Source organism: Embleya scabrispora DSM 41855, assembly GCF_000372745.1.
Taxonomy (GTDB): Bacteria; Actinomycetota; Actinomycetes; order Streptomycetales; family Streptomycetaceae; genus Embleya; species Embleya scabrispora.
Genome location: NZ_KB889687.1, coordinates 34995 through 57527, shown reverse-complemented (window position 1 = coordinate 57527; position 22533 = coordinate 34995). Strand labels below are relative to the sequence as shown.

General features: G+C 71.7%; 22 protein-coding genes. 9 read left to right on the top strand and 13 right to left on the bottom strand.

Features of this window, described 5'->3' with window-relative positions; translation table 11 throughout:
• Positions 1-75 precede the first annotated feature (75 nt).
• The 3 genes from ureA to A3IC_RS0133860 all read left to right on the top strand — a co-directional run bounded on the left by ureA (position 76) and on the right by A3IC_RS0133860 (position 3891).
• Positions 76-924 (top strand): urease subunit gamma, encoded by an 849-nt coding sequence (gene ureA / locus A3IC_RS0133870; protein WP_020554522.1) that lies wholly within the window; start codon positions 76-78, stop codon positions 922-924.
• A gap of 20 nt (positions 925-944) precedes the next feature.
• Positions 945-2618 (top strand): urease subunit alpha, encoded by a 1674-nt coding sequence (locus tag A3IC_RS0133865; protein ID WP_020554521.1) that lies wholly within the window; start codon positions 945-947, stop codon positions 2616-2618.
• A 238-nt stretch (positions 2619-2856) separates the two neighbouring features.
• Positions 2857-3891: an agmatine deiminase family protein gene (locus tag A3IC_RS0133860; protein WP_020554520.1), complete on the top strand. Its 1035-nt coding sequence runs from the start codon at positions 2857-2859 to the stop codon at positions 3889-3891.
• 21 nt (positions 3892-3912) lie between these two features.
• Here the strand turns inward: A3IC_RS0133860 and A3IC_RS0133855 are convergent, their stop codons facing one another.
• On the bottom strand, positions 3913-4437 hold the full coding sequence (locus tag A3IC_RS0133855; protein WP_020554519.1) for a hypothetical protein: 525 nt from the start codon (positions 4435-4437) through the stop codon (positions 3913-3915).
• Positions 4438-4946: 509 nt separating this feature from the next.
• Positions 4947-5267, bottom strand: a complete 321-nt coding sequence (locus A3IC_RS0133850) for a 4a-hydroxytetrahydrobiopterin dehydratase (RefSeq protein WP_020554518.1) — start codon at positions 5265-5267, stop codon at positions 4947-4949.
• Positions 5268-5400: 133 nt separating this feature from the next.
• Here A3IC_RS0133850 and A3IC_RS58070 point away from each other — a divergent pair, with 133 nt between their 5' ends.
• Both A3IC_RS58070 and A3IC_RS58065 read left to right on the top strand, forming a co-directional pair.
• Positions 5401-6099: a TetR family transcriptional regulator C-terminal domain-containing protein gene (locus A3IC_RS58070; RefSeq protein WP_020554517.1), complete on the top strand. Its 699-nt coding sequence runs from the start codon at positions 5401-5403 to the stop codon at positions 6097-6099.
• Between the two features lie 51 nt (positions 6100-6150).
• Positions 6151-6846, top strand: a complete 696-nt coding sequence (locus A3IC_RS58065; RefSeq protein WP_020554516.1) for a hypothetical protein — start codon at positions 6151-6153, stop codon at positions 6844-6846.
• Between the two features lie 29 nt (positions 6847-6875).
• Here the strand turns inward: A3IC_RS58065 and A3IC_RS0133835 are convergent, their stop codons facing one another.
• The 7 genes from A3IC_RS0133835 to A3IC_RS0133805 all read right to left on the bottom strand — a co-directional run bounded on the left by A3IC_RS0133835 (position 6876) and on the right by A3IC_RS0133805 (position 14940).
• On the bottom strand, positions 6876-8321 hold the full coding sequence (locus A3IC_RS0133835; protein ID WP_020554515.1) for a TerD family protein: 1446 nt from the start codon (positions 8319-8321) through the stop codon (positions 6876-6878).
• Between the two features lie 125 nt (positions 8322-8446).
• Entirely contained in the window at positions 8447-9097 is a 651-nt protein-coding gene (locus A3IC_RS0133830) for a response regulator (RefSeq protein ID WP_020554514.1), read from the bottom strand.
• The gene (locus tag A3IC_RS58060) at positions 9094-10230 is read right to left on the bottom strand and encodes a sensor histidine kinase (protein ID WP_245599748.1); all 1137 of its coding nucleotides are present in this window, start codon (positions 10228-10230) and stop codon (positions 9094-9096) included. Before A3IC_RS58060 ends, A3IC_RS0133830 begins: the two co-directional genes overlap by 4 nt.
• A gap of 115 nt (positions 10231-10345) precedes the next feature.
• The gene (locus tag A3IC_RS0133820; RefSeq protein WP_020554512.1) at positions 10346-12910 is read right to left on the bottom strand and encodes an ABC transporter permease; all 2565 of its coding nucleotides are present in this window, start codon (positions 12908-12910) and stop codon (positions 10346-10348) included.
• 9 nt (positions 12911-12919) lie between these two features.
• Positions 12920-13756 carry an ABC transporter ATP-binding protein gene (locus A3IC_RS0133815; protein ID WP_020554511.1) on the bottom strand — a complete coding sequence of 279 codons (837 nt, stop codon included), beginning with the start codon at positions 13754-13756 and terminating at the stop codon, positions 12920-12922.
• 204 nt (positions 13757-13960) lie between these two features.
• Complete coding sequence (locus A3IC_RS0133810) at positions 13961-14281, bottom strand: DMT family transporter (protein ID WP_020554510.1); 321 nt, start codon at positions 14279-14281, stop codon at positions 13961-13963.
• On the bottom strand, positions 14281-14940 hold the full coding sequence (locus tag A3IC_RS0133805) for an FMN-dependent NADH-azoreductase (protein WP_020554509.1): 660 nt from the start codon (positions 14938-14940) through the stop codon (positions 14281-14283). The genes A3IC_RS0133810 and A3IC_RS0133805 overlap by 1 nt, the downstream gene beginning before the upstream one ends.
• Positions 14941-15039: 99 nt before the next feature.
• Between A3IC_RS0133805 and A3IC_RS0133800 the strand changes: the two genes are divergently transcribed.
• Positions 15040-15672: a TetR/AcrR family transcriptional regulator gene (locus A3IC_RS0133800; RefSeq protein WP_020554508.1), complete on the top strand. Its 633-nt coding sequence runs from the start codon at positions 15040-15042 to the stop codon at positions 15670-15672.
• Between the two features lie 236 nt (positions 15673-15908).
• On the top strand, positions 15909-16301 hold the full coding sequence (locus A3IC_RS63005) for a leucine-rich repeat domain-containing protein (protein ID WP_020554507.1): 393 nt from the start codon (positions 15909-15911) through the stop codon (positions 16299-16301).
• 8 nt (positions 16302-16309) lie between these two features.
• Here the strand turns inward: A3IC_RS63005 and A3IC_RS0133785 are convergent, their stop codons facing one another.
• Positions 16310-16645 (bottom strand): glyoxalase superfamily protein, encoded by a 336-nt coding sequence (locus A3IC_RS0133785; protein WP_020554506.1) that lies wholly within the window; start codon positions 16643-16645, stop codon positions 16310-16312.
• A gap of 140 nt (positions 16646-16785) precedes the next feature.
• Here A3IC_RS0133785 and A3IC_RS0133780 point away from each other — a divergent pair, with 140 nt between their 5' ends.
• Together A3IC_RS0133780 and A3IC_RS0133775 are read left to right on the top strand one after the other, a co-directional pair.
• Positions 16786-18165: an NADP-dependent succinic semialdehyde dehydrogenase gene (locus tag A3IC_RS0133780; protein ID WP_020554505.1), complete on the top strand. Its 1380-nt coding sequence runs from the start codon at positions 16786-16788 to the stop codon at positions 18163-18165.
• Between the two features lie 18 nt (positions 18166-18183).
• Positions 18184-18525 carry a YkvA family protein gene (locus tag A3IC_RS0133775; RefSeq protein WP_020554504.1) on the top strand — a complete coding sequence of 114 codons (342 nt, stop codon included), beginning with the start codon at positions 18184-18186 and terminating at the stop codon, positions 18523-18525.
• Between the two features lie 34 nt (positions 18526-18559).
• Here the strand turns inward: A3IC_RS0133775 and A3IC_RS0133770 are convergent, their stop codons facing one another.
• From A3IC_RS0133770 to A3IC_RS58050, 3 genes are all read right to left on the bottom strand, one after another.
• A complete protein-coding gene (locus A3IC_RS0133770) occupies positions 18560-19729 on the bottom strand; it encodes a hypothetical protein (RefSeq protein ID WP_020554503.1) in 1170 nt (389 codons plus the stop codon).
• Between the two features lie 139 nt (positions 19730-19868).
• Positions 19869-20750, bottom strand: a complete 882-nt coding sequence (locus A3IC_RS0133765; RefSeq protein ID WP_020554502.1) for an acyl-CoA thioesterase — start codon at positions 20748-20750, stop codon at positions 19869-19871.
• 16 nt (positions 20751-20766) lie between these two features.
• Entirely contained in the window at positions 20767-22494 is a 1728-nt protein-coding gene (locus A3IC_RS58050; protein ID WP_020554501.1) for a penicillin-binding transpeptidase domain-containing protein, read from the bottom strand.
• Between the last annotated feature and the right edge of the window lie 39 nt (positions 22495-22533).

Below are 22533 nucleotides of genomic sequence, written 5' to 3'. Positions count from 1 at the left end.
CCTCGCGAGGGCGTTGACAGGTCGTATTGAATGGCGTTCAATGCGGTTTGAACGCCATTCAATACGGAGGTACGCATGCGGCTGACGCCCACCGAGCGGGACCGGTTGCTGATCTTCACAGCCGCCGAGTTGGCCCGCGCGCGGCGTGCCCGGGGGCTGCTCCTGAACGTGCCCGAGGCCGCCGCGCTGATCGCGGACACCGTGTGCGAGGCGGCCCGGGACGGGGCCCGACTGGCCGACGCGATCGACGCCGGGCGCTCGGTGCTCGGCGTGACCGACGTGCTGCCGGGGGTCGTGGACGTGCTGGCCGACGTCAAGGTCGAGGCGGTGTTCGACGACGCGACCCGGTTGGCGGTGGTGACCGATCCGTTCCGCTCGGGCGAGGGCCTGCCGGTGGGCGAGAGCGAGGTGCACTGTCACGGGCACGGATCGCGCTCCGGCGCGGTCGCGTCACCGGTGTCCGGCCCCGGTTCGCTGGGCGACGACGCGCCGGGCGCGGTGATCCCGGGCGGACCGGCGGTGGACCCGTACGCGGACGCCGACCTGGCGTCGGTCTCGGTGACCAACACCTCCGAGGTGCCGATCAGCGTCACGTCGCACTTCCACTTCTTCGAGACCAACCCGAGGCTGCGCTTCGACCGGGCGATCGGGTACGGGCGTCGCCTGGCCATCCCGGCCGGCTCCACGGTGCGCTTCGACCCGGGTGCGACGGTCGAGGTGCGGTTGGTGCCGATCGGCGGGGCGCGGGTGGCGATCGGCTTCGCGGGGCTCGTGGACGGGCCGCTGGACGCGCCCGGCGCGCTCGAGGAGGCGCTGCGCAAGGCACACGCGTGCGGATACCTGGGCGCGGAGCCGGGTGGGTCGGCGGCTGCCGCCGACGGGGCGTCGGATTCGGGGAACGGCAAGGAAGGTGGCGTCCGGTGAGCGGCGGCAGTGGTGATGTGATGGACCCGCGCGACTACGCGTCCACGTACGGCCCCAGGGCCGGCGACCGGATGCGGCTCGGCGACTCGGGGCTGGTCATCGAGATCGAGCACGACTCGGCGCTGCCCGGCGACGAGTTCCTGGCAGGCTTCGGCAAGACCGCCCGGGACGGGCTGCACCTGAAGGCGATCACGGTCCGCGACACGTGCGACGTGGTGATCTCCAACGTCGTGGTGATCGACGCGATCCAGGGCATTCGCAAGGTTTCGATCGGTATTCGCGAGGGTCGGATCGCCTCGATCGGCCGCGCGGGCAATCCCGATACGCAGGACGGCGTCGAGGTGGTGGTCGGCACCGGGACCACGATCGTCAGCGGCGAGGGGCTGATCGCCACCGCCGGAGCCATCGATACGCACGTGCACCTGCTGTCGCCGCGGATCATGGAGGCGTCGCTGGCCTCCGGGGTGACCACGATCGTCGGCCAGGAGTTCGGTCCGGTGTGGGGCGTCGGGGTGAACTCGCCCTGGGCACTGCGGCACGCGTTCTCCGCGTTCGACGCGTGGCCGGTCAACATCGCCTTCCTGGCCCGGGGTTCGTCCTCGGGCCGGGGGCCGCTGGACGAGGCGCTGATCGAGGGCGGCGCGTCCGGCTTCAAGGTGCACGAGGACATGGGCGCGCACGCCCGGGCCCTGGACACCGCGCTGCGGGTGGCCGAAGACCACGACGTACAGGTCGCGTTGCACACCGACGGCCTCAACGAGTGTCTGTCCGTGGACGACACGCTGTCCGTGCTGGACGGGCGGACGATCCACGCGTACCACATCGAGGGGTGCGGCGGCGGGCACGTGCCGAACGTGATGCGGATGGCCGGAGTGGCCAACGTGATCGGCTCCTCGACCAACCCCACGCTGCCGTTCGGCCGTGATGCGCTGGGCGAGCACTTCGGCATGATCGTGTCCGCACACGGCCTCAAGACCGATCTGCCGGGCGACGCCGCGATGGCCCGCGACCGGATCCGGGCGGGCACGATGGGCGCCGAGGATGTGCTGCACGACCTCGGGGTCATCCCGATCACGTCCTCCGACGCGCAGGGCATGGGCCGCGCGGGCGAAACCGTGCGGCGCACCTTCGCGATGGCCGGGAAGATGAAGCTCGAACGCGGCGCCGAGCACGAACGGCACGACAACGAGCGGGTCAAGCGCTACATCGCCAAGCTGACCATCAACCCGGCGATCGCGCACGGTCTGGCGCACGAGGTCGGCTCGATCGAAGTCGGCAAGATGGCCGACCTGGTGTTGTGGCACCCGCAGTGGTTCGGCGCCAAGCCGCAACTCGTGCTCAAGAGCGGGTTCCCGGCCTACGGCGCGGTGGGCGACCCGAACGCGTCCACCGACAACTGCGAACCGCTGGTCCTGGGACCGCAGTTCGGCGCACACGGCGCGGCGCCGGCGGAACTGTCGGTGGCCTTCACCTCGCAGGCGGCGGCGGCCACGGGCGGCGACCTGATGCCGACCCGGCGCCGACGGGTGGGCGTGCGCGGCACCCGGGGCATCGGTCCGGCGGCGATGATCCACAACAACCGACTGGCGGAGGTCCGGGTCGCCGCGGACACCGGGGCGGTGACGATGGACGGCGAACCCGTCATGTCGCAGGCCGCCGAATCGGTGTCGTTGAACCGCCTGTACTTCCTGTAGCGCCCGCGTGCTTCCGCCGCGCACTCACGCGCCTCTCGGTGCCGGAGCGCCGGTGTACCTCTCGGTGCCGGTGCGCCCGGCTGCCGACCGATTGGCGATGTGCCCCGGCGCCGCCCGGTGCCGGTGCGCCCGTGGTACCTCCCGTAGTCCCCGCGGTGGGTCTTCCGTCTTCCTCGGTCGACCCTGCGGTCGTCCGCCGGCAGATCCGCCGCAAGTTCGAGTCCGAAGGAATACCCAGATGACGAACACCCCGGCCGCAGACGGCTTTTCGATGCCCGCGGAGTGGGTTCCGCACGAGCGCACCTGGATGGCCTGGCCCAGCCGCAACGAGACCTTCGCCGAGGAGGACCTGCACACCGCGCGGACCGCGTGGGGTCGAGTGGCCGAGACGATCGCCCGCTACGAGCCGGTGACGCTGATCACCGACATCGGCGAGTCGGACACCGTGGCGCGCTACGTCGACCGGCCGCTCACCGTGCTGGAGCGCCCGCTCGACGACGCGTGGATGCGAGACATCGGCCCGACGTTCCTCACCGGCGGGCAGGGCGAACCGGCCGCCGTCGACTGGATCTTCAACGGCTGGGGCGCCCAGGAGTGGGCGTCCTGGGAGAACGACCGAAACATCGCCGAGCACGTGATCGAGACCGCGGGCGCCCGGCGCTACGCGTCGCGGATGGTCAACGAGGGCGGCGGCATCCATGTCGACGGCGAGGGCACGGTGTTGATCACCGAGACCGTGCAACTCGACGAGGGCCGCAACCCCGGGTGGACCAGGGAGCAGGTCGAGGACGAACTGAAGGCGTTCCTCGGCGTGCAGAAGGTGATCTGGCTGCCGCGCGGACTGACCCGCGACTACGGCCTGTACGGCACCCGAGGTCACATCGACATCGTCGCGTCGTTCGCCCGCCCGGGCCTGGTCCTGGCTCACGTGCAGCCCGACCCGGCACACCCGGACCACGAGGTCGGCAAGGAGAACGTGGCGCTGCTGCGCGCCTCCACCGACGCCCGGGGCCGTGCGCTCGAAGTGGTCGAGATCCCGGCGCCGACCGTGCTCGAAGCGCACGACGACTGGGTCGACTTCAGCTACATCAACCACTACGTCGCCAACGGCGCGGTGATCCTGTGCGCGTTCGACGACCCGCGCGACGAGGAGAACGCCGCGACCTTCGGCAAGCTCTTCCCCGGCCGCACGATCGAACTCGTCGACGCCCGCGACATCTTCGCCAACGGCGGCGGCATCCACTGCATCACCCAGCAGCAGCCGAAGGGGTGAGGGCGAGCGGGCGGTGAATGGTCAGCGGTGACCGGTGGCGGGTGTGCCGCCGTCGGGTCCGGGGCGTCCGGCGGGCAGTGGTTCGGCCGGCTTCGCGGTGTCGGTGGCGTCGGGTGCCGGGCCGCGTTCGCTCGTGCCGAACGCGGCGAGGGTGAGGAGCAGGACGACCAGCGCGACGGCGGTCGCGGTCGGGACGTACCAACCGGCGTCGGAGGCCGGTTCGGTGAACGCGGCCAGTACGGCGACGGTACCCGCGAACAGCAGGGCGCCGGTGAACGCGGGTATGCCGCGCCGGGCCGCCGTGGCCGCGACCGCGCCGGCGACCAGGGCGAGCAGGAGCACCAGGCCGGCCAGGCCGATCAGGGATGGGGCGAAGTCGTCTCCCGTGCAGCCGCGTTGCCCGAAGTCGTCGCACGATCCCTGGGCGGCGGCGCGGATCGCGTACGTCCCGATCAGCCAACCGGCCGAGCCGGCGCCGGCGATCGGGAGGAGCCAGCCGCGAACGGTGGCCGAGACGGGGTGGGACGCCGGTGCGTCGGTGCTCATGCTCGGAGGCTAGGCGGCGCGCGGGTCGCCCGGATGAACGGCCAGGAAGCGCCGAGTGAAGGGTGTGTGGCCCGGCGGGCGGGTCGGGGCGGGCGGGGTCGGCCCGATGTGCGCCGGGCATGGGCGGGCCGACCGCGGGCGGGGGTGCCGTGGGGCGGACACGCTCGGGGCAGGGGCGCGCCGGCCGCGGTGCCCGAAGGAGGGGCTGTGGCCTTTCGGGCGGGTGCTTCGACGCAAGGCGGCCGTACGCGGCGCTTTCCGCCGGGCGCGTGAGCACCGTCGGCGCGCTGCGGGGGTGGGATCGGCTCGGTCCCGCGCGTGGCGACGCCGTGTGTGCCGGTTGCCGCCGCCCGGCCGCGCGCCGGCCGGGTCGCCGCCGATTCCGGGGCCTGGTTCGACGGCGGCTGGGCGCCGGTGGGATCGGTTCGGTGTCGTGCGTGTGGTGCGCCGCGGCTGTGTTGCCGTTGTTGTCAGGGGGCTTGGCGGCGGCGAGGTGGCGTTGGGGGCGGTCAGTCCCGGGCGGTGACGCTTTGGGCGCTGTGGGCGGCGGCGAAGGAGGATACGCGGGTGGCGAACTCGACGTCGGTGGCGGTGATTCGGTTGCCCGCGTCGTGGGTGGTCAGCGCGAACGACAGGGTGCCGTACAGGATGGTGATCCGGGCGTGGTGGTTCGCCTGGTCCTCGGCGGCGGCCACGGTCGCGTAGAACGCCGGCACGTCGGCTCGGGCGCACTTGTAGGTCGCGGTCAGTTCACCGTCGGTGACCTGCCAGCCCGGGAGGTCGGCGAGGGCCTCGGTCAGTTCGGCGTCGGTGAGCGGCTGGGGTGCCACGGGGGATCCTCTCGTCGGAGTGGGACTGCCTCTGGCAAGTATGGCGGCGCCGGTTCGCCGGGCGCGGTATTGAACGACGTTCTAACATGGCGGCAGGCGAGGTCCGCCGTCGAACGAACCAGGGGTGCTGAGCATGGCGGGGACACGGCGCAAGCGGCTGGAACAGCCCAGGGAGGTGGTGCTCCAGGCGGCGATGGACGCGATCGCCGAGCACGGACTGGCCCAACTGACCATGGCCGGCCTGGGCAAGCGGATCGGGATCAGTGGCGGTCACGTCGCGTACTACTTCGGGTCCAAGGAGCAGCTTCTCGTGGAGACGCTGCGGTGGAGCGAGTCGGGTTTCGCGGAGCGCCGCCGGGCGCTGCTCACCGCCGTCGACGTGCCGCTCGCCGAGCGGCTCGCCGGCTACATCGACCTCTACCTGCCCGACGAGCGGGCCGACTCGCGGTGGACGTTGTGGCTGGAGGTGTGGACGCGTTCGCTGGCCGACCCGGAGGTACTGGCCGCGAGCGCGGAGATCGAGGGCCCGTGGATGGCGGACCTGCGCGCGATGATCGGGCCGCATCCGGACCCGGACGGATACGTGCTGCGGCTGCATGCGTTGCTGGACGGGCTGGCCACGCGGATCGTGATCGGCGCGCCGGGGCCGTCCCGGGCCGAGATGTTGCGGCAGGCGACCGAGTTCGCGGTGCGGGAGGCGTTCGCGGCGGGAGGCCGACCGGGGTTCGCCGATGCGGCCGCGGACCGCGCGGACGGCGCGGACGAGCCCGCCGATGCGGCCCCGGGTTCGGGCGCAGTTACAGAATCGGGCGAAAACCACACGAACAGGTGATCAGGGGGTGAATCGCTCCCGTTTGGTGGCCGTCGGCCGCATCGTGGGGACATGACGTGGTGGCGGAACCCGGGACAGCGACTCGGGGTGATCTGTGCGGTTGTCGCGGTGCTGGTGATCGTGGGGCTGGTGCACCGGGAACGCAAGGACGACACGCGTGCGCCGTCGGCCGACGGCGCACGGGTCGCGGCCACGGCGGCGGCGCCCACGGGGCCGGCGCCCTCCGGTCCGGCGCCGGCGACCCGGCGCGCCAAGCCGTCACCGGTGCCGAAGAACGTGCTGCCGGACGTGGTCGGTGTCGACCTGCAAGAGGCGTGGGACGGTGCCCGCCGGGCCGGCTACCGATTCGTCACGTCGCACGACGCGGGCGGTCGCGGCCGCCGGCAGTTCGTGTACAGCAACTGGAAGGTGTGCGACCAGAACCCCGAGCCGGGGCCGCTGGCCAAGGAACTTCCGGTCGACCTGGGCGTGGTCCGGCACGACGAGAAGTGTCCGGCCGGCACCGTGCCGACCGACGCCCCCGAGGTGGTCGACGGTCGGATGCCCAACCTGGTCGGTCGCAGCGTTACCGTCGTCCGCCGGGCGCTGCGCGGCGACGCGCACGTCAAGACGGAAGACCTGGGCGGGAGTCGGCTCGTGCTGATCGAGACGCACTGGGTCGTCTGCACCCAGCGCCCGCCCGAAGGGCAACCCGTCGCGGACACCGTGCACGTGGGCGTGGTCAAGTACGGCGAGCGCTGTTCGTGATCCCACCGGCTCGGTGCGGCGCCGTGCGGTCAGTGGCCGAGCGCCTCGCGGGCCGGGTCCACCAGCTTGCGCACGGTGCGGCCGTCGGCGAAGCGGCCGAGTGCCGTCATCGACCAGGCCGCACCCTCGCGGACCAGCTTGCACATCAGCACGCCCGTGCGCGGCTCGGTGGCGGACAGGTCGAAGCGCACCAACTCGGCGTCGGTGGTGTCGTCGACCAGGCGGCAGAAGGCTCGGGAGACTTCGGTGAACTTCTGCCCCAGGAACGAGTTCACGGTGAACACGAGTCCGGTGACGTGCGGCGGCAGCGCGTCCAGCCGGACCACGATCGACTCGTCGTCACCCTCGCCCTCACCGGTCAGGTTGTCGCCGGAATGCACGATCGCGCCGTCCAGACCGGACAGCTTCATGAACCAGACGGTGACGACCTTTTTGCCCTGCGCGTCGAACGCGATACAGGACGCGTCGAGGTCGATGCTGCTGCCGGCCTTGGCCGGGGCCCAGCCCAGGCCCATCCGGATCCGGGTCAACGGCGGTGCGCCGGTCTTGACCAGCGAGACCGACTGGTCCTTGCGCAGGCTGACCCGGCCCTTGTCGAGGTTGATCGGTCCGGCGGTGCGGGTGTCGCCGACCGGAAGCGGCGCGGTTGCCGCCGACGTCGGAGCAGGAGCAGGAGCCGGGGTCGCAGGTGTCGGCGGCGGTGGAGCCGGCGTCGGGGGTGGGGTGGGCTGCGCGGTCGCCGCGCGACGCGGCACCGGCGGCGGGATCGGCGTGGGCCTGGGCGGTTCGTGCGGCAGCAGCGGAGCGACAGGTGTCGGCGCTGGGCCGTCCGACGTCGGAGCCTGGGGACGCGCCGTGGCCTGGGTCTGCGGCGCGTCCCCGGGCACGGGCGGTGCCTCGGCCCGCCCCGGGGGTCGGGCCGACGGCTGCGTGCCGGCGCGGCCGGGGGGCGGGGTCGGCTCGTCGTCGACGGTGACGCCGAAGTCGGTGGCGATGCCCGCGAGTCCGTTGGCGTAGCCCTGGCCGACCGCGCGCACCTTCCACGCGCCGCCGCGCCGGTACAACTCCAGCATCACCAGCGCGGTCTCCCGGCCCAGCCCGTGCGGGGTGAAGGTGACCAGCGCCTCGCCGGAGGTGTCGCGCACGGTCGCGGTGGGCGGCACCGTCCCGCCGAAGGTGACCGGTGCGCCGGGGCCGTCGTCCAGGCTCAGCGTCACCACGATCGTTTGTACGTCCGCCGGCACCGCCGCGGTGTCCACCTGCACCGCGGCCGGTCGGCCCGGCGCGCCCGCCCGGAGCCGCACGCCGGGCCCGGTCGGCTGGTTGTAGAAGACGAAGTCGGCGTCCGAGCGCACCTTTCCGGATCCGCCGAGCAGCAGCGCCGAGACGTCCACGGGCGCCTCGGAGGCGACCTCCACCAGCACGGCGGCCACCGCCAACGGGCAGTTGCCACCCTTCGCGAGCGTCACCGACATGCGCACCCCTCCGGTTCACGAATCCCCGACCGGAGCCGGACGCCTCCGAGATTACCGAGCACGCGGCCCCACCGCACCGAGTCCATCCGGGCCTTCACCGCACCGAGCCGGCCCGGCCGCTCGGGTCAGCGGCGGATCAAGCCCGCGTCGTAGGCCAGCAGTCCCGCCTGGGTGCGGTTCGCGCAGTCCAGCTTGGTGAGCATGCGGGACACGTAGCTCTTGACGGTGGTCTCGCTCAGGAACAGTCGGTCGGCGGTCTGCGCGTTGGACAACCCCTCGCCGATGCAGGTGAGCACCTCGATCTCGCGCTCGGTCAGCGCCGCGACGGCCAGCGCCGCGCGCTCGCGGGCCGCGTTGCGCCCCGAGGAGGCGGTGACCAGGTCGCGCGTCACCGCCGGGGAGAGCACGGTGTGCCCGTCCATGGCGACCCGGACCAGGCCGATCAGGTCCTCCGGCGGGGTGTCCTTGAGTAGGAACCCGGCCGCACCGGCGTGCAATACGCGCAGGATGTACTGCTCCAGGCCGAACGTGGTCAACACGATCACCCGGGGCGCGTTCGGCAGGTCGACGATCTGCTCGATCGCGGTCAGCCCGTCCACCCCCGGCATGTGCAGGTCCATCAGCACCAGGTCGGGCCGATGGCGCAGGACCGACTCGACCGCCTCCGCGCCGTCGTACGCCTCGCCGACCACCTCGATGTCGTCGGCCACGCCGAGAATCGTGCGCAGGTGCGCGCACACCATACGTTCGTCGTCGACGAGCAGGACGCGGATCATGCGGGATCTCCGGTGGTCGTGGTCGATGCGCCGGCCGGCAGTACGGCGAGCAGTTCGTAGCCGCCGTCGGGCAGCGGGCCGGTACGCAGCGTGCCGGCCACCAACTCGACCCGCTTGCGCAGGCCGAGCAGACCGCTGCCACCGGCACCCAGGGCGATGTCGGCGGCCCGGGTGGGAGCCGAGTTTCGCACGGTGATCTGCACCTCGTCACCCACGTAGTGCAGTCGTACGTCCACCAACGCGCCCGGCGCGTGTTTGTGCACGTTGGTCAGCGCTTCCTGGACGACCCGATAGGCGGCCCGACCCACCACCGGCGAGGTGGCGTGCGGCTCGCCGAGGGTGATCACCTCGACGGACACGCCCGCCGAGCGCGAATCGGCCACCAGATCGGACACGTCGAGCACCGCGCGCGGCGCGGCCACCACCGAACCCACCTGCTGCTCCGATCGGGTCACCGCGACCAGTCCGCGCAATTCCTCCAGTGCCTTGCAGCCCACCAGGCGCAGTTCCTCCGCCCTCGCGCGCACGTCCTCGTCCCGGGCCCGGGTGCGCAGGGCGCCCGCCTGGAGCACCATCAGGCTGACCCGGTGGGTGATCACGTCGTGCATCTCGCCCGCGATCCGGGCCCGTTCCCGCATCCGCACCTGCTCGAAGAGCAACTCGCGTTCGCGCTCCGCCCGATCGGCCCGATCCAGGCGCAACCGGCGGCGGGCGGCGACATAGAGGCCGAGCAGCGCCGGCACCAGTGCGAGGCCGGCGCTGCCGATGATGTCCGGCGGGGCCGAATGGTGCCACGGCTGGGCAGCCGTCAGCACCAGAGCGGTGATCAGGGCACCCGCGCGCCGCCGGTCCTCGACGTAGGCGCCGGCGGCATAGGCCGCGAAGAAGAGTGCCTGCGTGGGGTGGACGAGGGACACGGCACAGATGGCCACCCCCGAGCCGAACGGCGCGCGCCTGCGGTTCAGCAGGAGCGTGCCGGCCACCACCGCGCTCGCCTGGTGCAGATACGGCCAGTCGACCAGGCCCCAATGGCTACCCATCCGCAGGTCCGCCCCGAGCGCGATGGCGATCGCCGAGACCAGTACGTCGAACCCGAACGAACGGCGGGTCGCCGCCCAGGCGCGCAAGCTCACCCGGCCACGGTAGTCGGGCCCGGACCCGGCCCGCGGCACCGCCGCCGACGGTGCGCCGGCGAGGGACGCCGGCGCACCATCGGAGGTCGTGGTGGTGTCGATCATCGAAGGGTGATTATTCCGTGGAAATCGCGGCCAGGACGTTCATCCGCGAGGCCCGCAGGGCCGGCAGCAGGGCGGCGAGCAGGCCCACGACGCCCGCGCCGATGACGACCTCGGCGATGGTCAGCCACGGGATGGTCAGCACGTCCAGGCCCTGCGACGCCAGCATGCGCTGCGCCGAGACACCCCAGCCCACCCCCAGAGCGAGGCCGAGCACCGCGCCGAACACCGCGATCACCGCCGATTCCAGTCGGATCATCCGCCGCAGCTGCACTCGCGACATGCCGATCGCCCGGAGCAGTCCGATCTCGCGCGTGCGCTCGATCACGGACAGGGCCAGCGTGTTCACCACACCCAGGATCGCGATGATGATCGCGAGCCCGAGCAGGCCGTAGACCATTTGCAAGATCAGGTTGGTCTGGTCCTGCACGGTCTGCTTGTAATCCGCCTGATCACGCAGTTGCACCTGCGGGAAGGGCTTGAGCGCGGTGTCCAGGGCCGCTCGCACCTGCGAACTCTTCGACCCGTCCGCGGTGTTGGCCATGACCACCGAGTCGAGCAACTCCGGGACCAGCTTGCTCAGCGTGTCCAGGCCGACCATGCCGGCGCCCGAGTTGCCCAGTCCGATGCCTTCGTCGTCGATCACCGCGCCGACCCGCAGCTCCGCGCTCTTGCCGTTGGGCGTGCGCAGCGTCACCGTGCCGCCGACGCCGAGCCGGCGATTCTTCACGTACGACTCGGGCAGTGCGATCCTGCCCGCCGCCAGCCCGTCGGCGGCGTTGCCCGCGGTGTACTTCTGCTTCATCATCGCGTCGATGCCCGGGTCGGCGCCGGTTACCGAGATGGTCTCGGTCGACCCGTCGAAGAGCACCTTCGCCTCGGTCTCGCGCTGGCGCACCACGTTGGCGACGCCCGGCACCTTGCGCACCGTTTCCGCCACCTCCGGGGCGAAGTTGAGCCCGCCGCTGCTCTGGAGGGTGAAGTCGGCGCCGAGGCGCTGGTCGATCTGCTTGCCCACCGAGTCCTTCATCGACGTGGCCACCACCGACAGCGAGGCCACCAGCGCGACGCCGATCATCAACGCGGCGGCCGTCGCGCCGGTGCGGCGCGGATTGCGCAGCGCGTTCTCCCGGCTGAGCCGGCCGACCGTGCCGAACAGGCGTGGGAACGTGCCGGCCAGCCACGGGATCACCAGCCGGGCCAGCACCGGCCCGAGCACGATGAAGCCGACCAGGGTGCCGATCAGGCCGCCTGCCAGGGCCAGCCCGTGGGCCGGGTCCAACTTGGTCGCGGACGCGCCGACCGCCAGCGCGATCGCGCCCAGCACGGTGACCACGGTGCCGCCGATCGCCCGTTTGCGCAGCGACTTAGCCGGCGGGGCGCCGGCCTCGCGCAGCGCGGCCATCGGGCTCACCAGGGCCGCCCGGCGCGCGGGCAGGTAGGCGGCGACCACGGTGACCAGGACACCCACGGTGTACGCGATGATCGGCGTCGCGGGTTTGATCTCCAGCGGGGTGCCCTTGAGGTCGACGCCGACCGTGCGCATCAGTGTCAACAGTCCCTGCCCGAGCGCAAGGCCGCCGAGCAGGCCCAGCGTGGATCCGACCACCGCGAGCAGCAGCGCCTCCAGGAGTACCGAGCGGTTCACGTCGGCCCGACTGGCTCCGATCGCGCGCAACAGACCCAGTTCGCGGGTGCGTTGGGCGACGAGCATGGAGAAGGTGTTGAAGATCAGGAACGTGCCGACCAGGAGCGAGACGCCCGCGAAGCCGAGCAGCGCGTACTTGATCACGTTGAGCGCCTGGCCCAGGTCGGCGGAGGCGGCGTCGGCCTCCTCCTCCCGGGTCTTGATGTCGAAGCCCGTGCCGAGCTTGGCGGCTACCCGAGCCTTGAGCTCTTTCTGGTCGACGCCGGACTGCGCGGTGAGCGACACCGAGGTGACCACGCCGGGCTTGCCCAGGAGCCGGTCACGGGCGGCGGTGCCGTCCAGGAACAGCAGGGTCACCCCCGGGTTGATGGTCTTGTAGTCGGCCAGCCCGACCACGGTCGGGTCGAACGCGCCCGGTGCGGCGACCACGTGCACCCGGTCGCCGATCTTGACCTTGTTGTGGTCGGCCGCGTCGCTGTCCAGCACGACCTCGTTCGGCCCCTGTGGTGCGCGGCCCTTCCCGAGTTCGACCGGGGATTGCTTGTTCGGGAACCAGTCGGCGGCCTGCACCTGGGGGTCGGAGGTCAGGCCGACCTTCTTGCCCTTGCCGTCGACGACGATCACGTTGGTGACCGTGACGTCGGGATGCGCGTCGGCGACGCCGGGCACCGTGCGCATGGCGGCCACTGTGCTCTCGGGCACGGTCGGTTGCTGGCCGGTGCGGCCGAGCCGGTCCTCGCGAAACTCCGACTTGGGCTTGACCGTGACGTCGGCCGCGGCGGTGCGGGAAAGCTCGTGGAAGGTCTTGCTGATCGTGTCGGTGAACATCAGGGTGCCCGCCACGAACGCGACCGACAGCAGGATCGCGAGCGCGGACAGGACCATCCTGGCCTTGTGGGCGAGGAAGCTGCGGAACGTCGCCTTCAACATGGCGGCGCCTCAGCTCGTGGCACGGGCGAAGCGCTGCATGCGCGCGAGCACCGTGTCCGCGGTCGGCGACAACATCTCGTCCACGACCCTGCCGTCGGCCAGGAACAGCACCCGGTCGGCGTAGGACGCCGCGTTGGGGTCGTGGGTGACCATCACGATGGTCTGACCCAGGTCGTACACACTGCTGCGGAGGAAGCCGAGCACCTCGGCGCCGGAGCGCGAGTCGAGGTTGCCGGTCGGTTCGTCGCCGAAGATGATCTGCGGCTTGCTCGCCAGCGCGCGGGCGCACGCCACGCGCTGCTGTTGACCGCCGGAGAGCTCGCTGGGCCGGTGCTTGAGACGGTCACGCAGACCGACCGTGTCGATCACGGTGTCCAGCCAGGCCGGGTCCGGCTTGACGCCCGCGATGTCCATCGGGAGTGTGATGTTCTCCAGCGCGGTCAGCGTCGGGAGCAGGTTGAACGCCTGGAAGATGAAGCCGATCTTGTCCCGGCGCAGCCGGGTCAGGTCCTTGTCCTTGAGCCCGGTGATCTCGGTGTCGCCGATCCAGCTGTGCCCGGAGGTGACCGAGTCCAGGCCCGCGAGGCAGTGCATGAGGGTGGACTTGCCGGACCCCGAGGGGCCCATGATCGCGGTGAATCGACCGCGGCCGATCTCCACGTCGACCTCGTCCAGCGCGACCACTCGGGTCTCACCCTCGCCGTAGCACTTGGTCAGGGCCCGGGAACTGGCCGCGCTGCCCTTGGCCCGATCGTCGTGATCGATGCGCTCGTACGCGTCCGGCTCGGCGAGCCGGTTCGCCGGGGGAGTCGTGGTCGGGGGGCGCCGGCGGTTTCCGGGAGACATGCGGGTGTGCTCCTTGACTGGGGGTCCTTACTCCTCCTCAGCCTCCGGCTCGGGCGAGTGCGCTCGATAGCCGCGAACGTGCGCAGAGCTGTCACTAAAGTTGCATCCTGTCCGTCCTTTGTTGTCCGTCCTTTGTTGTCGGGCCGTTGTTGCCGGTCGTCGGGGGCGACGATGCCGTGCCGGCCCCGCCCGACGGGTCGGGGCTCACGCCGTCGAGGTCAGCCGGGCCAGCACCAGCCCGCCCACGATCAGTGCGAGCGCCGCGATCCGGCCCGCGCCGAGCGCGTCGTGTTGGAGCGTGACGCCCAGCGTGATCGCGCCGACGGTGCCGATTCCGGTGAACGCCGCGTACGCCGTACCCACCGGCAGATCACGCATCGCGACCGAAAGCAGGTAGACGGCCGTCGCACCGAGCAGGAAGCAGATCACCGTCGGCAGCGGCTTGGTGAATCCCTCGGTGGGCTTGATGCTCTGCGACCACACGACCTCGACGAGGCCCGCGCCGAGCAGGATCAACCAGGCCATCAGTACGCCTCCACGAGTGAGCGCCCCAGTTCCGCGGCGCGGCCGAGCGCCTCCGCGTGCGAGGACAGGTGCTGGTCCCGCCGCTCGGCGAGGCCGGGGTCCACGAGCGAGTTGGTCAGTTCGGTACCGAGCACGATCGCGTCCGAGATCGCGTAGTGCCCGGTGAAGAAGTCGACGAGGTAGCGCGTCTGGTGGTCGAACGGCGCCCGCGGGGTGCCCGGCAGGTACGAGCCGCCGCGCGCCGAGGCGACCACGAAGCGGCGCGGCGCCAGCGACATCTTGGGGAAGGTGACCTGGTCGATCCAGCTCTTGAGCTGGGCGGGCACGCCGAAGTTGTACATCGGCGCGCCGATCAACACGACGTCCGCGGCGACCAGTTCCGCCAACAGCGGCTCGACCGTGTCCCATGCCTTGCGCTGCTCGGGCGTGCGGACCGCCTGCGGGTAGTCCGCGATCGCGGTGATGCCTTCGCGCAGCATCGTGTCGCAGATCTCGGTCCACGCCTGGTCGATCGGCGGCACGGGGCGGGCGGTGAGGTCGCGGTGGGTGTACTCGGCGTCCGGTCGCGCGGCGCGCCACGCGTCGGCGAAGGCCGCGCCCAGGGTCCGGGAGAAGGAGTCGGCGCGGGCGCTGGAGTCGAGGTGCAGGAGGTGCGGCATGGGTGCTCCCGGGAGAATAAGTGGACAGAGTGTCCGGTTGAGGATTCGACTGTAACGGCTAAGTGGACGTTGTGTCCACTTGATGGTTAGAGTGGGGACATGACGAAACGCACCGACTTGCTCACCGGCCTTCCGGTCACCGCGGACGGGACCGGGCCGCCGCGCGAGCGCGCGGACGCCGCGCGCAATCGGGCTCGCGTACTGGCCGCGGCCGAGGAGCTGTTCGCGGCCGGCGATCCGGCCGAGGTCACCATGGAGGACATCGCCAAGGCCGCGGGCATCGGCCGCGGCACGCTGTATCGCCGCTATCCCGACCGCGCCTCCATCGCGCGCGCCCTGCTGGACGAGCACGAGCGCGCGCTGCAACACGAAATCCTGCGCGGCGCACCGCCGTTGGGCCCGGACGAGAGCGATCCGGCGGAGCGCCTGGCGGCCTTCTACGCGGCGATGGTCGACCTGCTGGAGCGGCACGTACACCTGCTCCTGGGCGCGGAGACCGGCAGCGCGCGCTACCGCACCGGCGCGTACGGGTTCTGGTTCACGCACGTGCGCGTCCTGGCCGCGGACCGCCCGGACCCCGAGGCACTCGCGGACACGCTGCTCGCGCCGCTGGCGCCGGAGGTCTACCGGCGACAGCGGGAACAGGGCATCTCCCCCGACCGCATCAAGAACGGCCTGACGGCACTCGCCAGGGGCGTACTGGCCGGCGATCGCCCGAAGTCGCCCGAATAATGGGGTGAGCCCGACGGCGACCCCTCGCTACGCTCCCGCCAAACGACCGAACCCGCCACGTCGGACGACCTGTTCCACTTCCGACTTCGCGACGAAGGCGCCCTCGACCTGCACAGGACGACGCCTTCGACCGACGCCACCGCGCCGGCCTGCGGGTCAAGCTCGATCAGGCCCGGCTGTTCGGCGTCACCGAACTCGGCCCACAGGACAGCACCTACGAACTCACCACGGCCTACGTGAGCCTGGTCGTGCAGACCCGCCGCGAGTCGCGGCCCCGGCGACGCTGGTTTGCAGACCTGTCGGGTCTGACGAAGTATCCGAGGCCGGCGGCACTCGGCATCGCCCGCACTCGGGTTGCCGAACTGGGCCCGCTACGCGGCCTGCCCGCCCTCAACCGTCTGTATGTGGATGGATCGCAGGTGACGGACGTGTCTCCGTTGGCAGATTTGCCCCGCCTTCGCGTGCTCGGTCTGTGCGACGCGCCCGTGACCGATCTGAGCCCTCTTGCGGACCTTCCGGACCTGACCTGGCTACGGATCGACCAAGCCCAGTCGGAGCACCTCGGCCCGCTCGCCGAACGCGTCGCCGACGGTCGGCTCGAGCTGCAAATCGGCATGACCGGCGACTGAAGCCCCGCTCACTCCTCCCGCGCTGTCCCCACCCGCAGCCGATTCCCATCCGGGTCCGTCAGATGCACCTCCCGAGCCCACGGCGCCTCCTCCACCGGCAGCCCGAATTCCCGGGCCACCGCGTCCACGTCCGCGACCCGCAGGTAGACCAGCGTGTCCGGGGTCGCGTCGCCGGTGTGTTCGCTGAGGAAGAGGTGTACGTCGCCGCGCGCGATGTCCACGAAGGCGGGGAAGCCCGGTTCGAAGCGGTGTTCCCACTCCTGGGCGAAGCCCAGGCGGGTGTACCAGCGGACCGAGACGGCGGCGTCGGCCACGCGCAGGATGGGGATGGCTTGTTCCTTCATGGCGCGGATGATCCCAGCCGGGTACGACAGCCGCCCGGCGTTGTGTCAGCCGGCGTGGCGTGGGTAACGGGTCGGCGGGGTGCCGCGATCGACGTCAGTGTCCGTCGCACTCACCGTCCGTATCCGTATCTGGAGGGCCCATGGCCATCGCGTCCGTCAACCCGGCGACCGGGGAGACGATCGAGGAGTTCGCCGAGATCGGTGAACCGGAGATCGAGGCCCGCATCGCGCGGTCCGACGAGGTGTTCCGGGCCCATCGGCGGGACGCGTACGACGTCCGCGCGAAGGCGATGCGACGGGCCGCGGATCTGCTCGACGCGGAGAAGGGCGAGGTCGCGGCGATGATGACGGCGGAGATGGGCAAGACGCTCGCCGCCGCCGAGGCCGAGGTGGCCAAGTGCGCGCGGCTGTGTCGGTTCTACGCCGATCGGGCGGCGGACTTCCTGGCCGACGAGCGGGCCGACGCGGACGCGGTCGGCGCCCGCAAGGCGTACGTACGGTATGAGCCGCTGGGTCCGGTGCTGGCCGTGATGCCGTGGAACTTCCCGCTGTGGCAGGCGATGCGGTTCGCCGCGCCCGCGCTGATGGCGGGCAACACCGGTTTGCTCAAGCACGCGTCGAACGTGCCGCGGACCGCGCTGTACCTCGGCGAGCTGTTCACCAGGGCCGGCTTTCCGGAAGGGGCCTTCCAAACGCTGCTGATCGGGTCGAAGCTGGTCGAGCGGGTGCTCTCCGACCCGCGTGTGGTGGCCGCCACGCTGACCGGCAGCGAGGGTGCCGGGCGCTCGATCGCGGCGATCGCCGGCCGCGAGCTGAAGAAGACGGTGCTCGAACTCGGCGGCTCCGACCCCTTCCTGGTGCTGCCCTCCGCCGACATCGAGGCCGCTGCCAGAACAGCCACCACGGCCCGCACCCAGAACAACGGACAGAGCTGTATCGCGGCCAAGCGCTTCATCGTGCACACCGACGTCTACGACGACTTCGCCGCGGCGTTCACCGCGAACATGGCCGCGCTCCGGGTCGGCGACCCGACCGCAGCGGGCACCGACGTGGGTCCGCTCGCCCAGGAGCAGGGCGTGCGCGACGTCACCGAGCAGGTCGAGGACGCCCGGGCCAAGGGCGCCCGGATCCTGTGCGGCGGCGAGCGCCCGCCCGGCCCCGGTTGGTACTACCCGCCGACCGTGGTCGCCGAGCTCACCCCGGACATGCGGATGTACCGCGAGGAGGTGTTCGGCCCGGTCGCCGGGCTGTACCGAGTCTCCGACCTGGACGAGGCGATCGCGCTGGCCAACGCGACGCCGTTCGGCCTGGGCGCCAACGCCTGGACCGACGACGACGCCGAACAGCGGCGCTGTGCGGCCGAGTTGGCGGCCGGCGCGGTCTTCGTGAACGGCATGGTCACCTCCCACCCCGAGCTGCCCTTCGGCGGCATCAAGACCAGCGGCTACGGACGCGAACTCGCCCATCTGGGCATCCGGGAATTCTGCAACGCCAAGACGGTCTGGGTGGGCGGCGGCTGACGGGGCAGATGTCCCGACGTGGACACCTGGCTCTGGATTGTGATCGGCGTCGCGGCGCTCGTGTTCGTCGTGACGCTGGTGATCGTGGTCGTCCTGGTCCGCCGATTGTTGCGGACCTGGCGGCTGGTGCGCGGCCCGGAAGCAAGTACGCGCGATCGGATGGTGTTCCTGGGCGCGCTGATCTACGCGATCAGCCCGGTGGACCTGCTGCCCGACCCGATCCTGATCGACGACATCGCGGTACTGCTGTACGCGCTGCGCCAACTCGGCTCGGCCGGCGGTGTGCGGGCGGGCGTGCGGCACGGCGTGGACGCGCTCGCGCGACCGGGTGCGGGCCGAAAGGCCGCCCCGCCACCGTGACCGGCGCGTCCGAGCAAAGCGCCTGCGGCGGTGGTCAGTGCCGCGGGGCGGTCGAACCGTCGCCCAGGTCGATTCGCACCTGCGCGCCCGCGACCGTCCACGCGAAGAACGGCAGCGCCGCCGAGATCGCCTCGCGGCGGGCCCGTCGTTCCGTGGCGGACAAGCCGAAGCGCTCCCGATAGACCAGCGTGCCGCTCCGACGGCCGGTCCGAGGAGACAGGTACCACCCGTCCGTCGTGGCATCGGGCCGGAAGTACGCGTTCAGCTCGGCTCCCCGGAACTCCACGTCGACCAGCTGCGCCCAGGTCAGCCGGGAGATCTTCCCGCGTGCGGAGGTGCGGGTGATGCCGGTGCCGTCGATCCGCAGCAGCGGCACGGTCAACGGAATGAACAGGAAAAGGATCGGCGGCGTTGCGGCGATCAGCGGCGGGGCCAGGTAGCTCCAGACCGGCGACCGGTCGTCGCCGGCGAACCCGGTCAGACCGCCGACGATGGAGAGCACGCCCAGGCCGACCCCGTTGTACGCGATCAGCCGGAGCAGGCGTACCCCGCGCCGCGGCGCCAGGACCAGCCCGCCGGGATCGATGCCGGCGGGTACGCCCGCCCGCGCGTCGTGCCCGGCGGCGGTCGCGCTCAGCGCCGGGCTCGGCTCGGCGTCCGGGGTGTACACGAAGGCGTGCAGGCCGCCGGGCAGCGCGATCACCGCACCGGTGGTCGGATCGCCCGCGCACCACAGCCGGGTCACGTTCGACGCGCGCACCTGCCGCCGCAGCTCGGCGGACCAGGGGATGTCCAGGTCGAGCAGCGTGCCGCCGTCCGCCTTGAGCAACCGCACGCCCTCGATCGGGTACCCGTCCGGATGTTCCACTTCCGCGAAGGTGAACCGGACCGGTACCCACGGATGCTCCCGCAGCAGTCGATGCGCCGCCCGGCCCGCACTCACGTGGTTGGCGATCCTGGCCGGCACCCAGAGGACGAAAAAGATCGTGAAGACCACCCCGACGACCGCTGCGGCCCCCGCGCCCGGCGCCCCCTGCCGGCCCCACCCGTATCCGAGCAGCGCGCCGGAGATCACCAGCCCGTACAGCAGCCCCCGCAGCCGCTTGCCGAGGGCGCCCCGGCGTGATCGGCCGATGTGCGCCGCGACCCCGGGCGAGGCGATCGCCATCCCCGGCGCGGGCATCTGTTCGAATATCTCGGACACGGTAGCCCCCCGACCTTCGATCCGAATTCCGGGAGCCTAGCCGCAATCGACCGTGCGGGGACCACGAAATCGGGCAAGTCCCCTGCCCCGAGCGGAGATTCGACGCGGTCCGGGCCGGCGGTGGAGCACGCGCCGGGCGCTACCGCTGGCGGATCACCGCCTCCTGCACCACCGATGCCACCAGCACCCCGTCGTGGTTGTAGAACTCGCCCATCGCCAGCCCGCGCGCGTCCTGGGCGGACGGCGACGCCTGGGCGAACAGCAACCACTCGTCGGCGCGGAACGGACGCAGGAACCACACCGCGTGGTCGAGCGAGGCCATCTGCAGCTTCGACGGATCGGTGATGTACGGCTTGGCCGCGGTGCCCGCGAGGGTCAGATCGGACATGTAGGTCAGCCCGCACACGTGCAACAGCGGGTCGTCCGGAAGCTGCTTGGCGGCCCGCATCCACACCCGCTGGTGCGGGATGCCGTCGACGATGTGGGTGCCCGGCGACCGGTCCTCCGGAACGAAGCGCAGGTCCATCAGTAGCCGGGTCTGCGACTCCTCGTAGTGCGCGCGCTCCTCGGCGGACAACTTCTCGTACGGGTCCGGGAGATCCTCCGGGAGCGGGACGTCCGGCATCGCGCGGCGGTGTCCCGGGGTCTCCTCGGCCACCTTGAAGGACGCCGACAGCGTGAAGATCACCGCGCCGTGTTGTACGCCGGTCACGCGCCGGGTCGCGAACGAGCGCCCGTCCCGGACCCGGTCGACCTGGTACACGATGGGTGCCGTGGTGCTGCCGGGGCGCAGGAAGTAGCTGTGCAACGAGTGCACGTGCCGGTCCGGGACCACCGTGCGGCCCGCCGCCACCAGGGCCTGGGCGGCGACTTGGCCGCCGAAGGCCCGCAGCGGCGCCCCGGCGTGGCACCAGCCCCGGAAGATGTTCTCCTCGATCTGCTCCAAGCGCAGCAGGTCGAGGAAGGTCTCGGCCCGGCCAGGGCCCTCGTCGGCAAGATCGTGTTCGCTCACGCTGCCCATGATGGACTACGGCCGGTCAGCCCGCCGCACCCAGGAACGACTTGACGATCGGCCCGGCCGACCGGCCGCCGGTGATGCCGCCCTCGACCCAGACCGCGACCGCGATGTCGCCGCGGTAGGCGACCATCCAGCCGTTGTTCGGTTTGCCGCCGCCGACCTCGGCGGTGCCGGTCTTGGCGCCCACGTCGCCGCCGAGCCCGCCGAGCGAGTCGCGCGCGGTGCCCTCGGTGACCACCGACCGCATCAGCGTGCGCAACCGGCTGCTCACCCCGGGGGAGAGCTGACGCGGGGCCCGCCACAGGCCCTCCTGGTCGACGAGCAGATGCGGCTGGCGGAACGTGCCGGACTTCGCGGTGGCGACAACCGAGGCCATGGTGAGCGGGTTCATCTGCACCTGGCCCTGACCGATCATGTTCGCGGCCTTCATGGTGTCGTCGGTCGCGACGGGCACTCGGCCGTCGAACGAGACGATCCCGGTCTTCCAGTCGCCGCCGATGCCGAAGCAGTCGTGCGCGATGCCGGCCAGGTCGGCGCCGGTGAGCTTGCCGGACAGGTTCGCCATCGTGGTGTTGCAGGACTGGGCGAAGGCGAGCTTGAAGGTGCCCTCGGGGAACGCGCGCCCCTCGGAGTTGGTGAACCGCATGCCGCCCGCGTTCGCCGATTCGGGACAGCCGACCTTGTCGTCCAGGTCGACCGCGCCCTTGGTCAGCAGCGTCGCCGCCGTGACGATCTTCAGCGTCGAGCCGGGCGGAGTGGTGCCCAGGAAAGCGTTGTTCGGGCCGCTCGCCGGGTTGTTCGCCAGCGCGACGATCTCGCCGGTACCGATCCGCACCGCCGCGAGCGAGGTGGTCCTCGACTCGCCTCCGACCGCCCGCTCGGCCGCCGCCTGGAGCTTGGCGTCGAGTGTGGTCCGCACGCCACCGTCCGCAGGCGGCGCGGTCTGCACTTCGCCGACCGTGGCGACCTGCCTGACCGTGGCGCTCGTGCCCGCGTCGACCAGCAGCACCGTGCCGCCGGACGCGGCCTGCTCGGCGGGTCGGGCCTTGCTCGCCAGGCCGGTTCGGAGCGCGGCCAGCGAGGGATATTCGGTCGGCGACAGCGCCGAGCCGTCCTTCGCGTGCAAGTCCCCGCCGCCGGCGCCGCCCTGATTGGGCATCAGCTTGAGTCGGGTGGTCGAGGTCAGTTCCGGGTGCAGCGCGGTCGGCGCCCAGCCGACCAGGTAGCCCCGGCCCGGTGCCCTGGCGACGGTCAGGGTGCCGGTGTACGTCCATTCGCCGGCGTCCTTGAGCGTCAGCCGTGCCTCGAACGGCACCAGAACGCTGCCGTCCGGCCGTTCGGGTTGCGCCTCGCCCGCGGTGAGGCGGCGACTGCTCACCCGAAGCCCGTCGTCGAGCCCCACCAGCGCCGCGCCCGCCGCGTTCGGATCGGTGGTGAGCGCGCCCGCGCCCGTCCAGTTGCCCGTCTGCCACTCGCCCAGGAAGCGCCGCGCGGCGTTGCGCGGACTCTGCTCCGCGGCGCCCGCCGCCCCGGACGCGGTCGGGTTCGCCTTCGTGGTCGAGGAGGGGTCGTCCTGCAGCAGGAACGAGTAGGCCCCGTAACCCGTGCCGACGATCAGTAACAGGGCCAGCACGAGGAACACCCAGCCGTTCCGGCGCCGGTCCTCGTGCTCGTGGTGGCCGTCGTCGCCGTAGTCGTCGTACTCGCGGTCGTCCTGGTAGTTCCGGTCGTGCTCTGCGTCGCGCATGCCCACCCCACCCGGTACCGCCGATCCCCACGACGGGAC